The sequence below is a fragment of the Catellatospora chokoriensis genome (genome assembly GCF_011297315.1).
GTDB classification, from domain to species: domain Bacteria; phylum Actinomycetota; class Actinomycetes; order Mycobacteriales; family Micromonosporaceae; genus Catellatospora; species Catellatospora citrea.
Map to the genome: position 1 here is coordinate 179,857 of NZ_JAAOTI010000013.1, position 14,325 is coordinate 194,181.

General features: G+C 68.9%; 11 protein-coding genes. 4 read left to right on the forward strand and 7 right to left on the reverse strand.

Annotated features, from left to right (window positions below; all coding sequences use genetic code 11):
• The first annotated feature begins 193 nt into the window (after positions 1-193).
• On the forward strand, positions 194-901 hold the full coding sequence (locus HAV39_RS20880; RefSeq protein ID WP_239120430.1) for a M23 family metallopeptidase: 708 nt from the start codon (positions 194-196) through the stop codon (positions 899-901).
• 275 nt (positions 902-1,176) lie between these two features.
• The gene (locus HAV39_RS20885) at positions 1,177-1,971 is read left to right on the forward strand and encodes a M23 family metallopeptidase (protein WP_191840858.1); all 795 of its coding nucleotides are present in this window, start codon (positions 1,177-1,179) and stop codon (positions 1,969-1,971) included.
• Between the two features lie 233 nt (positions 1,972-2,204).
• Here the strand turns inward: HAV39_RS20885 and pcrA are convergent, their stop codons facing one another.
• The gene (pcrA, locus tag HAV39_RS20890) at positions 2,205-4,634 is read right to left on the reverse strand and encodes a DNA helicase PcrA (RefSeq protein ID WP_373311684.1); all 2,430 of its coding nucleotides are present in this window, start codon (positions 4,632-4,634) and stop codon (positions 2,205-2,207) included.
• A 224-nt stretch (positions 4,635-4,858) separates the two neighbouring features.
• Between pcrA and HAV39_RS20895 the strand changes: the two genes are divergently transcribed.
• Positions 4,859-6,667, forward strand: a complete 1,809-nt coding sequence (locus tag HAV39_RS20895; protein WP_373311693.1) for a bifunctional metallophosphatase/5'-nucleotidase — start codon at positions 4,859-4,861, stop codon at positions 6,665-6,667.
• A gap of 211 nt (positions 6,668-6,878) precedes the next feature.
• Complete coding sequence (locus HAV39_RS20900) at positions 6,879-7,196, forward strand: chorismate mutase (RefSeq protein ID WP_373311691.1); 318 nt, start codon at positions 6,879-6,881, stop codon at positions 7,194-7,196.
• Positions 7,197-7,456: 260 nt separating this feature from the next.
• Here the strand turns inward: HAV39_RS20900 and HAV39_RS20905 are convergent, their stop codons facing one another.
• The 6 genes from HAV39_RS20905 to HAV39_RS20925 form a co-directional block, all read right to left on the reverse strand.
• A complete protein-coding gene (locus HAV39_RS20905; protein ID WP_120317051.1) occupies positions 7,457-8,464 on the reverse strand; it encodes an ABC transporter ATP-binding protein in 1,008 nt (335 codons plus the stop codon).
• The gene (locus HAV39_RS42785) at positions 8,457-9,494 is read right to left on the reverse strand and encodes an ABC transporter ATP-binding protein (RefSeq protein WP_239120429.1); all 1,038 of its coding nucleotides are present in this window, start codon (positions 9,492-9,494) and stop codon (positions 8,457-8,459) included. Before HAV39_RS42785 ends, HAV39_RS20905 begins: the two co-directional genes overlap by 8 nt.
• 8 nt (positions 9,495-9,502) lie before the next feature.
• Entirely contained in the window at positions 9,503-10,486 is a 984-nt protein-coding gene (locus tag HAV39_RS20910; RefSeq protein ID WP_203736175.1) for an ABC transporter permease, read from the reverse strand.
• On the reverse strand, positions 10,479-11,387 hold the full coding sequence (locus tag HAV39_RS20915; protein ID WP_191840861.1) for an ABC transporter permease: 909 nt from the start codon (positions 11,385-11,387) through the stop codon (positions 10,479-10,481). Before HAV39_RS20915 ends, HAV39_RS20910 begins: the two co-directional genes overlap by 8 nt.
• Positions 11,388-11,528: 141 nt before the next feature.
• Positions 11,529-13,145, reverse strand: coding sequence for a peptide ABC transporter substrate-binding protein (locus HAV39_RS20920; protein ID WP_191840862.1), 1,617 nt, complete (start codon positions 13,143-13,145; stop codon positions 11,529-11,531).
• A 274-nt stretch (positions 13,146-13,419) separates the two neighbouring features.
• On the reverse strand, positions 13,420-14,082 hold the full coding sequence (locus HAV39_RS20925) for a response regulator (protein WP_191840863.1): 663 nt from the start codon (positions 14,080-14,082) through the stop codon (positions 13,420-13,422).
• Positions 14,083-14,325: the final 243 nt, after the last annotated feature.

The window sequence follows — 14,325 nt, forward strand, 5'->3', positions numbered from 1 at the left end:
GTCGCTATCGGGCAAGTCGGGCCGGACAGTCGCACTCATAGCGAAGAGATGCCGGACAGGAGCTTGTGCCTACCCCTACGGGTTGGTTAAGTTGTGCCGCAGCGCAACGAGAAATCCCCAAAGATGTGCCATCCAAAAATGGGTGACAGAGCGTCGCGGCAACCAGCGGCGCCACCGATGACGGAGGCTGTACGTGCAATACAGGCCAACACTGTTACGGGAGGGTGACCGCTACCGCGGCCGCCGACGGGCTCCCGCCCCGCCCCGCAGCAGATACCTCGCTGTAGTCACGACCGCCTTCGTCGGTGCAGGGGTTGTCGCCTTCGGTGCCGGCGCCGGCATCAAGGACGCGAAGACCGACGCTCTCGTCGGCGACACCGCCGCCTCCGAACTCAGCGGGGCCCGCCTCGAAGCCGCCGAACGCGCAGGCCGTGGCGAGGACCGCTCGCTCAGCACCTCGATCGCCCAGTCCCCGAACGCGTGGGTCCTGCCGAACCACGACTACCGCCTGACCTCCCTGTTCGGTCAGCGCTGGGGCAAGGCGCACAAGGGCGTCGACATCGCCGTGCCCGAGGGCACGCCCGTCGCCGCGATGCACGAGGGCATCGTCGTGCTGGCCCGCTACAACGGCGGCTACGGCAACCACGTGATCATCGACCACGGCAACGGCCTGAAGACCACATACGGGCACAACAGCCGCCTCATGGTCAAGGAAGGCCAGCGGGTCAAGGCGGGCGACATCATCGCCATCTCCGGCAGCACCGGCCACTCCACCGGACCGCACGTCCACCTTGAGATCCACGTGAACGACGTCGCGGTGAACCCCATCCCGTGGTTCAAGTCGCACGGTGTCGACCTCGAGTTGGAGATCGAACAGGCCTACGACGGCTCGGTGAGCTGATTTTCCTCCGTAAAGCCGCCCGGTATCGCGAGATCCGGGCGGCTTTGTCGTGTTCTGCCGTGCCCGGCGGTGGCCCCGGTCACCGGAATCCGGTGGCACACGTCACTCGACCCTGACGGGACTCAGGGTAGGCCCGGGTACGTAAAGGGGACATAACTCCCGAGTGCTATCGGCATGCATGTCCGATCCGGCTTTTGGCCGAGCTGGCCATACCTGCTTTGACCAGGCAACATAGCTCGAGCCCGTGTCAACGTAGACCCGGAGGTTCCCACCTCATGCAAGGCAGCAGTACCGAACTCCTCAAGGCAGCCCGCGCCCAGTACGACATCGTCAGTGACAAGATCCGAAGCGGCCTCCGCGGCCGCTCGCGTCATGTCGTGGCCGTCGCGGCACTGGCCGGCATCGCGTCTGTAGGCCTGGTCGCAGCCAACATCGACAACGGACCCACCGAGGTCACCCCCGTGGCGGCGACGTCCACGGTCAGCCGTGAGGCGGCGGCGGAACGCGCCGACCGCTCCGCGCGCACCACGGCGAAGACCCAGCTCGCGGCGCCCAAGGCAGCGCCGAAGGCCAAGGCGGTCACGCCCAAGGCGGCCCAGCCCGCGCAGAGCAAGGCGAAGGCCGGCACCTCGGTGCCCAAGGCCAAGGCCGCCGCGCCGGTCAAGGTCCGCCCCACCTGGGGCAGCCCCATGCCGGGCGCTCAGGTCACCTCCTGCTTCGGTCAGCGCTGGGGCGTCATGCACGCCGGCGTCGACCTCGCCGAGCCCGCCGGCACCCCGATCCGCGCGGTCGGCCCCGGCACCGTGTTCAGCAACGGCTGGGCCTACAGCGGCTACGGCATCTCCGTGGTCGTCGACCACGGCGACGGCTACTTCACCCACTACGCCCACATGAGCCGCGACGCGGTGCAGATCGGCCAGAAGGTGAAGGCCGGCGACCTGCTCGGCTACGAGGGCTCCACCGGCGACTCCACCGGCCCCCACCTGCACTTCGAGGTGCACAAGGGCATGTGGAACCAGATCGAGCCCAGCGCGTGGCTGAAGGCCCGCGGCGTGCCGATCAACTGCTGACCCGCACCCTCCCCGGACGCCGGTGCGCCACCCGCGCACCGCGTACCCCAGCGGAAACCCCACCCCCGAACACGTGTGGGCTCGGATCACCAGATCCGAGCCCACACGTGTGTCTACCCGAGGCCACGCCCGCCCGCTCGCGCCGATGATCGGCGGTTCGTGTCGGAAAGCGGCGTCGAGCCGCACTTCCGGCACGAACCGGCGATCAAGGCCGGGTCGGCGCAGGCGTGGGTTCAGATCTTCTCAAGGGGGGCGTGGCGGAGGACCAGCCAGAGCACCTGGTCGCCGAAGTCGACCTGGACCTGGGCGCGCGCTCCCGCGCCCTGCACGGCGAGCACCCGGCCCAGGCCGTAGCGCTGATGGTTGACCCGGTCGCCGGCCGACAGCGACGGCGCCGCGGCCAGATCGCTCGCGGTGGCCAGCTTGCTCGGGTCGATGCCGATCTTGCTGGCGAGCGCCGCGGCGCGGGCGGTGCCGCCCACGAAGGTGCCGCTCCCCCGCTCCTGGGCCCGCTCGCGGCCGCCGATGCCGCCGCCCCGCGAACCCCACGAGGTGTACGCCCCCTCGGTGCGCTTCCAGTCGAGCAGCTCCGGCGGCAGCTCCTCCAGAAAGCGCGAGGCCGGGTTGTACTGCGGCTGCCCCCACGCCGAGCGGGTCACCGCCCGGGACAGGTAGAGCCGGCGGCGGGCTCGGGTGATGCCGACATAGGCCAGCCGCCGCTCCTCCTCAAGCTCCTTGACCTCGCCGAGCGACCGCAGGTGCGGGAAGACCCCGTCCTCCAGGCCGGTGAGGAAGACCACGGGGAACTCCAGGCCCTTGGCGGTGTGCAGGGTCATCAGCGTGACCACGCCCTGGTGCTCCGGGTCGTCTGAGGGCACCTGGTCGGCGTCGGCCACCAGCGCGACCTGCTCCAGGAAGCCGGCCAGGGTGGGCGTCTCGTCGGCGGCGGCGGTACGCTCGGCGTACTCCCGGGCCACGCTGACGAGTTCCTGCAGGTTCTCGACCCGGCCCTCGTCCTGCGGGTCCAGGCTCTCCTCCAGCTCCGACAGCAGGCCGGACTCGGTCAGCAACTGCTCCAGCACCTGCTCCGGCGGCGCGGTGCGGGCCAGCTCGCGCGCGGAGTCCATCATGGTCAGGAAGTCGCCGATCGAGTTGACCGCCCGGGTCGAGATGCCCGGCGCCTGCGCGGCCCGCCGCAGCGCGGCCCCGAAGGAGATCCGGTCACGTGCCGCCAGCGCCTCCACCACGGCCTCGGCGCGGTCGCCGAGACCCCGTTTGGGGGTGTTGATGATGCGGCGCATGCTGACCGTGTCGTCCTCGTTGGACACCGCCCGCAGGTAGGCCAGCGCGTCGCGGACCTCCTTGCGCTCGTAGAAGCGCACCCCGCCGACGACCTTGTAGGGCAGGCCGAGCCGGATGAAGATGTCCTCGAAGACCCGGGACTGGGCGTTGGTGCGGTAGAACACCGCGACGTCGCCGGGCCGGGCCGACTCGGCGTCGGTGAGCCGGTCGATCTCGCGGGCCACCCAGTCGGCCTCGTTGTGCTCGTTGTCGGCGACATAGCCGACGATCTGCTCGCCCGCGCCCTGGTCGCTCCACAGCCGCTTGGGCTTGCGGTCGCTGTTGCGGTCGATGACCGCGTTGGCGGCGGACAGGATGGTCTGCGTGGAGCGGTAGTTCTGCTCCAGCAGGATGGTGCGCGCCTGCGGGTAGTCCCGCTCGAACTCCAGGATGTTGCGGATGGTCGCGCCGCGGAACGCGTAGATCGACTGATCGGCGTCACCCACCACGCACAGCTCGCCGGTGTCCCCGACCAGCTCCTTGACCAGCACGTACTGGGCGTGGTTGGTGTCCTGGTACTCGTCGACCAGGACGTGCCGGAAGCGCCGCCGGTACTTCTCCGTGACCTCGGGCTTGGCCTGCAGCAGGTGCACGGTGCGCATGATGATGTCGTCGAAGTCGAGCGCCTGGGCCTGCTGCAGGCGCTGCTGGTAGAGCGTGTATGCCTCGGCCAGCACGCGCTCGGCGGGCCCGTGCGGGCTGAACGCCTCGGGGTCGACCAGCTCGTTCTTGAGGTTCGACACCTGCGCGGCCAGGCTGCGCGGCGGGTAGCGCTTGGGGTCGAGGTCCAGCTCGCGCGAGACCAGCTGCATCAGGCGGCGCGAGTCGTCCGCGTCGTAGATCGAGAAGGTCGACTTGAGGCCGGCGTGCTCGTGCTCCGCGCGCAGGATGCGCAGGCAGGCCGAGTGGAACGTGGACACCCACATCATCCGGGCCCGGTTGCCGACCTGATGTGCGACCCGTTCCCGCAGCTCACCGGCGGCCTTGTTGGTGAAGGTGATGGCCAGGATCTCGCCGGGGTGCACCCCGCGGGCGGCCAGCAGGTAGGCGATGCGCTGGGTCAGCACCCGGGTCTTGCCGGAGCCGGCGCCCGCGACGATCAGCAGCGGCGTGCCCTCGTGGGTCACCGCCGCCCGCTGGGGCTCGTTGAGGCCCTCCAGGAGCGCCGCGATGCGCGGCGCGGACTCGACGGGACCCGAGGCGCCCTGGGGCGGCCAGGAGCCGCCGGAGGCCTTCTCGGCGGGCGGTTTCACGGCGGAGGGCGTCCCCCCGGGCGTCGTCTCGGACGGCGTCATCTCGGGAAGATCGAAGAGCGCATGCATCGTCTGGAGAGTCTATGCGCCCCCTACGACATCGACCCAGCCCGCCACCGGTGAGCGTGAAACCGGGCCGTAGCGAGACGGTCGTGCAGGTGTCACCGATGGGCGGTGGCGCGGCAGAAACGCATACGCAAGGATGCCTTCATAAATCATCGCGCACCCCCGCGCGATGCCGACTCTGGAGGCCCCCCATGAATCACCCCCGTTCTCGGGGCTGGGCAGGCAAGATGCGGCACCTGGCGCTACCGGCGCTGGCCGTGGCCGTCGTCGCGACGATCCCGCTGAGCAGCGGTTCGAGCGCATCTTCGGCGCCGGCGTGGACACCCCTCACGCCCGTGTCGGTCAACATGGCCGCGGCGGCTCCGGCCGGCCACGCGGCGTACGGCAACCTGCTCGCGTTCAACGACTTCCACGGCGCCATCGACCCGCCCACCGGCAGCGGCGCGGCGGTCCTGGGCACCCCCGCGGGCGGTGTCGAATACCTGGCGCACTGGGTCAAGAAGCTGCGTGCCGAGGGCGAGGCGGCGGGCCAGGAGGTCGTGACCGTCGGCGCGGGCGACATGATCGGCGCGACCCCGCTGGTCAGCGCGGCGTTCCACGACGAGCCCACCATCGAGCTGCTCAGCGAGCTCGGCCTGGACGTCACCTCGGTCGGCAACCACGAGTTCGACGAGGGCGTCACCGAGCTGAAGCGGATGCAGCACGGCGGCTGCCACCCGGTCGACGGCTGCTTCGCCGGGGACGGCTTCGACGGCGCGGAGTTCCAGTACCTCGCCGCGAACGTCACCGACAAGCGCACCAAGCTGCCCATCCTCCCGCCCGTCGACGTGAAGATCATTGACGGCGTGCCGGTCGGCTTCATCGGCATGACGCTGGAGGGCACCCCGGGCATCGTGAACCCGGCCGGCATCACCACGGTCGACTTCCGGGACGAGGTCGAGACCGCGAACCTGTGGAGCGGCCTGCTGCGCCTGCTCGGCATCAAGGCGCAGGTGCTGCTGCTGCACGAGGGCGGCCAGCAGGGCGCCACCGGCAACATCTCCACCTGTGACGGCTTCACCGGCGTGATCTCCCCGATCGTGGCCGGGCTGCGCGACGAGATCGGTGTCGTGGTCTCCGGCCACACCCACCGCTTCTACTCGTGCTCGCTGCCCAACAAGTCGGGCAAGCCGGTCGTGGTCACCAGCGCCGGCACCAACGGGCAGCTGGTCACCGACATCACGCTGAACATGGACCGGCGCAGCCGCACCTTCACCTCGATCGAGGCGCACAACGTCGTCGTCGAGAACGGTGTGCGCAACGCCGACGGCACCTGGCAGACCACCGCGCCGGGCGTGTTCGTGCGCAACCCCGCGCTGGTCGACCCGGCCGCCAAGACGATCGCGGACAAGTACCGCATCGCCGTGGCGCCGCTGGCCAACCGGATCGTCGGCAGCGTCTCCGCCGACATCGTCCGCGACGTCGTGCCCAGCGGCGAGAGCCCGCTCGGCGACGTCATCGCCGACGCCCAGCTGGCCTGGACCGCCTCCGCCGGGGCGCAGCTCGCGCTGATGAACCCGGGCGGCATCCGGGCCGCGATCACCTTCGCGAACTCGCCCGGTGGCGAGGCCCCGGGCCAGGTGACCTACGGCGAGGCGTTCACCGTCCAGCCGTTCAACAACCTGGTGGTGACCGCGTCGCTGACCGGCGCACAGCTCGACGCGGTGCTGGAGCAGCAGTTCGCCGGTCACGCCGGCCAGAACACCACCAAGATCCTTCAGATCTCGGCGGGCTTCACGTACTCGTACGACAGCACCCTGCCGCTGGGCAGCCGTGTCTCCGACCTGAAGCTCAACGGCACGCCGATCGACCCGGCGGCCAGCTACAAGGTCACGACGAACGACTTCCTGGCCAACGGCGGCGACAACTTCACGGCGCTGACCGCGGGCACGGGCCGGGTCTACGCGCCTGGGTTCGACGTCGACGCCCTGGTGGCGCACCTGGCCACCGGCCCGATCACCCCGGGACCGGCCAACCGCATCACCAAGCTCGGCTGACCCACCACCTGAATAGATCAAGGTCTCACATGATGGTCGACGTGCTTGCGCAGCGAGGTATTCATGGCATACTTGGCAACGTGATCAACCAGGCGTTCTACTTTACCTATGGCTCCGGGAACCCGGCAGTCGTAGGTCGCGCCTGAGCACACAGACCTCACGAAAGCCCCGGGCTCCCAGAGCCCGGGGCTTTCGCCTTTTGTCCCGGCCACTGGTGAGCGACAATCCCATCGAGGAGTCCCACATGAGCGCCATCGCCCACGAGACCGGCACCACCGCGCCGGAGGCAGCCACCGAGATCAGCTCGATGCGCGAGCGCATCGACCAGATCGACGCCGCCCTCATCGCGCTGTGGAAGGAGCGTGCCGCGATCTCGCAGCAGGTCGGCAAGACCCGCGTCGCCTCCGGCGGCACCCGCCTGGTGCTCAGCCGCGAGCGGGAGATCATGGACCGCTTCCGCGCCGAACTCGGCCCCGACGGCACCCAGCTCGCCCTGCTCATCCTCCGCGCCGGCCGCGGACCGCTCTGACCCCGGCCGCCGCGCCGCCCCCTGAGCGCAACTCTTGAACAGTCGCAGCCACCGCCGCCGGCCGATGCCGCGACTCCTCAAGAGTTGCGGCAGGTGTGGGGCCCGTGGGAGGCAGGCCGGGGCGTGGATCTTGTGACTGGGCCCGAATGCACAGGGCACCGCCCGCTACGCGGACGGTGCCCTGCTCTATGTTGACCCGGTGGCGGGCGGTCCGGCCGGAGGCTCAACCCCACCTGACCGTTCGCCACCGGGAGACACTCCTACCCCGCGTGCACCACGTCCCGCTCCTGCGCGAAGTGGCATGCGCTCGGGTGCCCCGAGGTGGGGCGGATCTGCAGCAGCGGCGGCTCCGTCGCGCAGATCTCCTGTGCCTTCCAGCACCGGGTGCGGAAGCGGCAGCCCGACGGCGGGTTGGCCGGCGATGGGACGTCGCCCTCCAGCCGGATGACCGCCTTGCGCTGGCGCGCCGTGGGGTCCGGCACCGGCACCGCGGACAGCAGAGCCTGCGTGTACGGGTGCGTCGGCCGGACGTAGATGTCGTCGTCCGTGCCGACCTCGACCATCTTGCCGAGGTACATCACACCCACCCGGTCGGCGATGTGGCGCACCACCGACAGGTCGTGGGCGATGAAGATGTACGACAGGTTGAACTCGTTCTGCAGCTGGTCCAGCAGGTTCATCACCTGCGCCTGGATCGACACGTCGAGTGCCGACACCGGCTCGTCGCAGACGATGACCTCCGGCTTGAGCGCGAGAGCACGGGCGATGCCGATGCGCTGGCGCTGACCGCCGGAGAACTGGTGCGGGTACCGGTTGATGTGCTCGGGGTTGAGACCGACCACGTCGAGCAGGTCCTGCACCTTGCGCCGCCGCTCGCCCTTGGGCGCGACCTCGGGGTGGATCTCGAAAGGCTCCCCGACGATGTCGCCCACGGTCATCCGCGGGTTGAGCGAGGTGTACGGGTCCTGCATGACGAGCTGGATGTTGCGGCGCAGCCGGCGCTGGTCGGCCGGGTTGAGCCGCAGCACGTCCCGCCCCTGGTAGCGCACCTCACCGGAGGTCGGCTTCTCCAGGTTCATCAGCAGCTTGGCGAGCGTCGACTTGCCACAGCCCGACTCGCCGACGATGCCCAGGGTCTCGCCCTTGTGCAGGTCGAGCGAGACGCCGTCGACCGCCTTGATCTGCCCGATGGTGCGCTTGAAGACGATGCCCTGGCGGATCGGGAAGTGCTTGACCAGGTCGCGTACTTCGAGAATCACTTCACTCACGGCCGTACAGCTCCTCTGCGAAGTGACAGGCGCTGGAGCGGACGCCACCCAGCTCGACCAGCGCGGGGCGCTGGGTCGAGCAGATGTCACGCGCCATCTGGCACCGCGGGTGGAACGCGCAGCCCGAGGGGATGCGCAGCAGGTTGGGCGGAAGACCCTTGATGGTGTTGAGCTCCTGGCCCTTGAGGTCCAGGCGCGGCAGCGAGTCCAGCAGGGCCAGCGTGTACGGGTGGCAGGGCTTGCCGTACAGGTTGTGCACGTCGGCCTGCTCCACGATCCGGCCGGCATACATGACCGCGATCCGGTCCGCGACGTCGGCGACCACGCCGAGGTCGTGGGTGATCAGGATCATGCCCATGTTCCGGTCGCGGCGGATCTCCGCCAGCAGGTCCATGATCTGGGCCTGCACCGTCACGTCGAGCGCCGTGGTCGGCTCGTCCGCGATCAGCACCTCGGGGTCGAGCGCCAGCGCCATGGCGATCATGACGCGCTGGCGCATGCCGCCGGAGAACTGGTGCGGGTAGTCCTTCAGGCGCGTCTTCGCCGCCGGGATCTTGACCAGGTCCAGCAGCTCCGTGGCGCGCTGGTAGCCGTCGGCGCGGCTCATGCCCCGCCGCTTGCGGAAGAGCTCGGCGATCTGGAACCCGACCGTGAAGACCGGGTTGAGCGCCGAGAGCGCGTCCTGGAACACCATCGCGATGCCCTCGCCGCGGACCAGCCGGCGCTCGTCCTTGCCCATGGTGAGCAGGTCCTTGCCGCGGAAGCGGATGGAACCGCCCGTCACGAAGCCCGGCGGGGTGTCGAGGATGCCCATGATGGTCTGCGCCGTCACGCTCTTGCCGGAGCCCGACTCGCCGAGCACCGCCAACGTCTCACCGGCGTCCACGTGGTACGACACACCGTTGATCACCTTGGCCACGCCGTCCCGGGTGCGGAACTCGACGTGCAGGTTCTCGACCTCGAGCAGGTGGCCTGCGGAGCGGCCGTCGACGCCTTGCACCGGCGCCGTTTTCACCTTGATGTCACTCACGACGCCTCCTAGCGCAGCTTCGGGTCGAGTGCGTCGCGCACGGCGTCGCCGAGCATGACGAAGCTGAGCACCGCGATGGCGAGGAACGCGGCGGGGAACGCCATGATGTAGGGCGCGGTCTCCATGTAGTTGCGACCGTCGCCGATCATGATGCCCCAGGAGACGACCGGCTCTCGCAGGCCGACGCCGAGGAAGGACAGCGTCGCCTCCGCGCCGATGTACCCGCCGAGCGTGATCGTGCCGACCACCACCATCGGGGCGACGGCGTTGGGCAGGACGTGCCGGAAGATGACCCGGCCCGGCCGGGCGCCCAGCGCCTGCGCGGCGTGCACGTAGTCCAGCTGCTTGGTGGACAGCACCGCCGCCCGCATGATGCGGGCGAACGACGGCCAGCCCAGCGCGACGAACGTCATGATCACCAGGCTGGTGATGCGGAACGCGCTCGGGCTGTCCTGCACCGGCGCGAAGGTCGACAGGATCACCAGCGCGCCGAGCACGAACGGCAGGCCGAGGAAGATGTCGCCGAACCGCGCCAGCAGCGTGTCCGTCCAGCCGCCCAGGTAGCCGCTCAGGATGCCGAAGGTTCCGCCCAGCAGCATGTTGCCGATGACCGCGGACAGGCCGACCACGATCGAGGCGCGGGCGCCGTAGACCGTCCGGGCATAGATGTCCTTGCCCTGCAGGTCGAATCCGAACTGGCCCTGCTTGCCGAACTGGAACCAGCTGCCGAAGTCGGGCGGGGTCAGGCTCCGGTTGAGGTCGGCCGCCTGGGGATCGACGGAGCTGAACAGCGACGGGAACGCGGCCATCAGCACGAAGATCGTGATCATGATTGCGGAGATCACGAACAGCGGCTTGCGCCGCAGCTCATACCAGGCGTCCGTCCACAAGCTGCGCGGCTTGTCCTTTTTGGGGGCCGACTCCACAACCGCCGGGGTCGCCGGCATCGGGGCGGCCTCGGCCGTGGGCGTGGCCACTTCCGGGCTACTCATAGCGGATCCTCGGGTCCAGGACCCCGTACAGAAGGTCGACGAGCAGGTTGACGATGAGGTAGACGAGCACCAGGATCGCCACGATCGACACCACCACGCCGGACTGCCGGCGGTTGATGGAGTCGAACAGGAGCCCGCCGATGCCGCGGATGTTGAAGATGCCCTCGGTGACGATGGCGCCGCCCATGAGCGCGCCGAGGTCCAGGCCGAGCCAGGTGACGACCGGGATCATCGAGTTGCGCAGCAGGTGCACACCCGTGACGCGGCCGGGGGCCAGGCCCTTGGCGACGGCGGTCCGCACGTAGTCGGCACGCCGGTTCTCCACCAGGTTCACCCGGGTCAACCGGGTGATGTACGCCAGCGAGCCGCTGCCCAGGATGAGACCGGGGATGATCAGCTCCACCAGGGGCGCCTCCGGCGAAACCGACGCCAGACCCAGGGAGTAGCGGGCCACGAGGCCGATCACGAAGATCGGCGTGGCGATCAGGACCAGGGTCGACACCAGCACCAGGTTGTCGAAGAAGCTGCCCCGGCGCAGGCCGGTGAGCACGCCGGCGGTGATGCCGATCAGTGCCTCGGCGGCGACGGCCACCAGCGCGAGCTTGATCGAGACAGGGAAGGCCTGCGCCAGCAGGTCGCCGATCTCGGTGCCGTTGAAGGTCTGGCCGAACTCGCCGCGCAGCAGGTTGGTCAGGTAGTTCAGGTATTGCACAGGCAGCGGGTCGTCCAGGCCGAACTTGTCGGTCATGGACTGGACGTACGAGGCCGGGCACTGCCGTTCGCCGCAACGTCCCGCAAAAGGATCACCTGGTAGTCCCCACACCAGGAACCAGATGAGAAAGGTGGTGCCGATGAAGACAGGGATCGCCTGCAGCAAACGGCGGAGGGCATATCGCCCCATGACTACTCCTCACTGAGCCTCGCCGAGATAGGGCCGACCCCACATGCCACGGCGGTCACCCGCCGCGTCACCTGGGGTCGGACCCGCCGGCGTGCCGGGCCCTCGCGGGCACGGCACGCCGGTTCATATCCGGTGCCTAGCTCACTTGACCGTGACGGTGGCCAGGTCCAGCTCGCCAAAGGTGTTGATGGTGACGGTCGCGAGCTTCGCGGACCACACGGTCTGCTGCGACGAGTGCCACAGCGGGATGGTCGGCATGAGAGCCGGCAGCATCGCCTCGGCGTCCTGGTACAGCTTCTCGGCGGCCGCGAGGTCGGCGGTGCCGTCGGCCTCCTTCAGCTTGGCGTCGAACGCCGCGTCCGAGAACTTGCCGTCGTTGGACGAGGCACCCGTCTTGAGCAGCGGGTTCAGCCAGTTCTCGATGTGCGGGTAGTCAGCCTGCCAGCCGGCGCGGGACATGCCCGTCATCTTCTGGGTGGTGACCAGGGTCCGGAACTCGCCGAACGTCGGGAACGGCTTGCCGGTGCAGGTCACCTGCAGGGCGGTCGCGATGCTGTTGCAGACGGCGTCGACCCACGGCTTGTGCGAGGCGTCACCGTTGTAGGCGATCGAGATCTCCTTCGGCTTGGTGGTCGCCGAGTCGTACAGCGCCTTGGCCTTGGCGGCGTCGAAGGTGCAGAACTCGCCACACGAGCCGTCCTTGTAACCGGCCATGTTCGGGTTGACCCAGCCGTTCATCGGGATGCGCGTGTTGTTGAAGATCTTCTCGACGATCAGCTTGCGGTCGATCGCCATCGAGAGCGCCTGGCGCACCTTCGGGTCGTTGTAACCCGGCAGCCAGGTCGGCATCGCGATGAAGGCCGACGACGAGACCGGCTTGTTGCTCGAGCGGTCCGCACCGAAGTCCGTCTTGTACAGGTCGCCGACCAGCTTGGCCGACGGAACCTGCTGCTGGAAGTCGATGGTGCCGTTCTTGACGTCCTCGTAGGCGGCGGCGTCGTCGGTGTAGACGCGGAAGACGACGTCCTTCACCTTCGGCTTGTCGGCGCCCAGGTAGTCGTCGTTACGGGTGACCTTCAGCTCGACGTTCTTGCTCCACGACTCGAGCTTGAAGGGGCCGTTGCCGATCGGCTTCTGGCCGAAGGCAGCCGGGTCCTTGAAGAACGCCTCCGGCAGCGGCATGAACGCCGAGTAACCGACCTTGATCGGCCACAGGTTCGACGGGCCGCTCAGGGTCACCTCGAACGTGGTGTCGTCGATGAACTTCAGACCGTCGAGCTTGTCCTTGGCCGGCTTCGGGGCCACCTGAGGCTTGTCCGGACCGTCCGGGTCCTCGCTGACGACGTCGCTGTAGCCCTTGATGTCACCGAAGAACGTGCCGTTGATCAGACCGTTCGGCGAGTACGCCGCGTAGTTCCACGCGTCGACGTAGTTCTTCGCGGTGACGGGGGTGCCGTCGTGCCACTTCCAGCCCGACTTGAGCTTGACGGTCCAGGTCGTGCCGCCGTCAGCGGAGGTGATCGACTCGGCGTTCGCCATCTCGGTCTTGGCGTCGGCAGCCGCGTAGTTCGTCAGACCGGTGAAGAGCGCGTCGATGACCACGCCGCCCTGGGTCTCCGAGGTACCGGCCGGCACCAGCGGGTTCTGGGGCTCGCTCCAGCTGATGATGAACGAGCCGTCGTTCTTGGGTGCTTCCGGCTCAGGCGTGCTGGTGCAACCAGCCGCGGCCAGGGCGACAGCGGTCAGACCGACTGCCACCTTCCATGGGGTAATCCCACGCATGCGTGTGCCTCCTCAGGCGCTCACGAGGGGGTGTGAGGTGGCCACACTTTCGCACCCCGTGTGCACGCGCCGGAAGGGCCTGATACCAACCCGTTACCGAGACGGGACGACGCCGATATCCCGTCAAGAAATGCTTCACATCTCGGCGCGGCGTTCTGACCAGCGGGTTTTGTGCTGGTTGAGGCACTGGTCGATCGAGGGACGAAACAAGATGGTAACTGGCATCCCAGCCTGTGGGCGATACCGAGAGTTACACGAGGCGTCGATCTGCTGCCCAACGCGACAATTCATACCTGTTGGACATCTGCAGTTTACGGAGCACATTGGAGACATGGGTCTCCACCGTCTTGATGGAGATGAACAGCTCCTTGGCGATCTCCTTGTACGCGTACCCCCGGGCCAGCAGCCGCAGCACCTCGCGCTCGCGGTTGGTCAGCTGATCCAGCTCCGGATCGGCCACCGGCGCGTCCGGGCGCGCGGCGAAGGCGTCCAGCACGAACCCGGCCAGCCTGGGCGAGAAGACCGCGTCCCCGTCGGCCACCCGCCGGATCGCGTCCACCAGATCGTCCGGGGAGATCGTCTTGGTGACGTAGCCGCGTGCACCCGCCCGGATCAGACCGATCACGTCCTCGGCCGCGTCGGAGACCGACAGCGCCAGGAAGCGCACCTGCGGCTGGGTCTTGCGCACCGCGTCGAGCACCGCGCGGCCGCCGCCGTCCGGCATGTGCACGTCCAGCAGCACCACGTCCGGGACCACCGAGCCGATCATCGACACGGCTTGGGCCACCGTCGCCGCCTCGCCGACCACGTCGACGTGCGCCCCCAGCTCGGCCCGCACGCCCGCCCGGAACATCCCGTGGTCGTCGACCAGGAACACCCGCAACCGCTGCCCGCTGACGTTCTCGCCGCTCATGCCCGCTCCTCGCTGCGCTCGTCTCGTGCCTGAGCTGACCTGTGCCGCATGATTCCCTCGCCACGCTCGGTCATGCCCGCCCCTCGCTGCGCTCGTCTCGTGCCTGAGCTGACCCGTGCCGCATGATTCCCTCGCCACGCTCGGTCATGCCCGCCCCTCGCTGCGCTCGTCACGTGCCTGAGCTGACCCGTGCCGCATGATTCCCTCGCCACGCTCGGTCATGCCCACCCCTCGCTGCGCTCG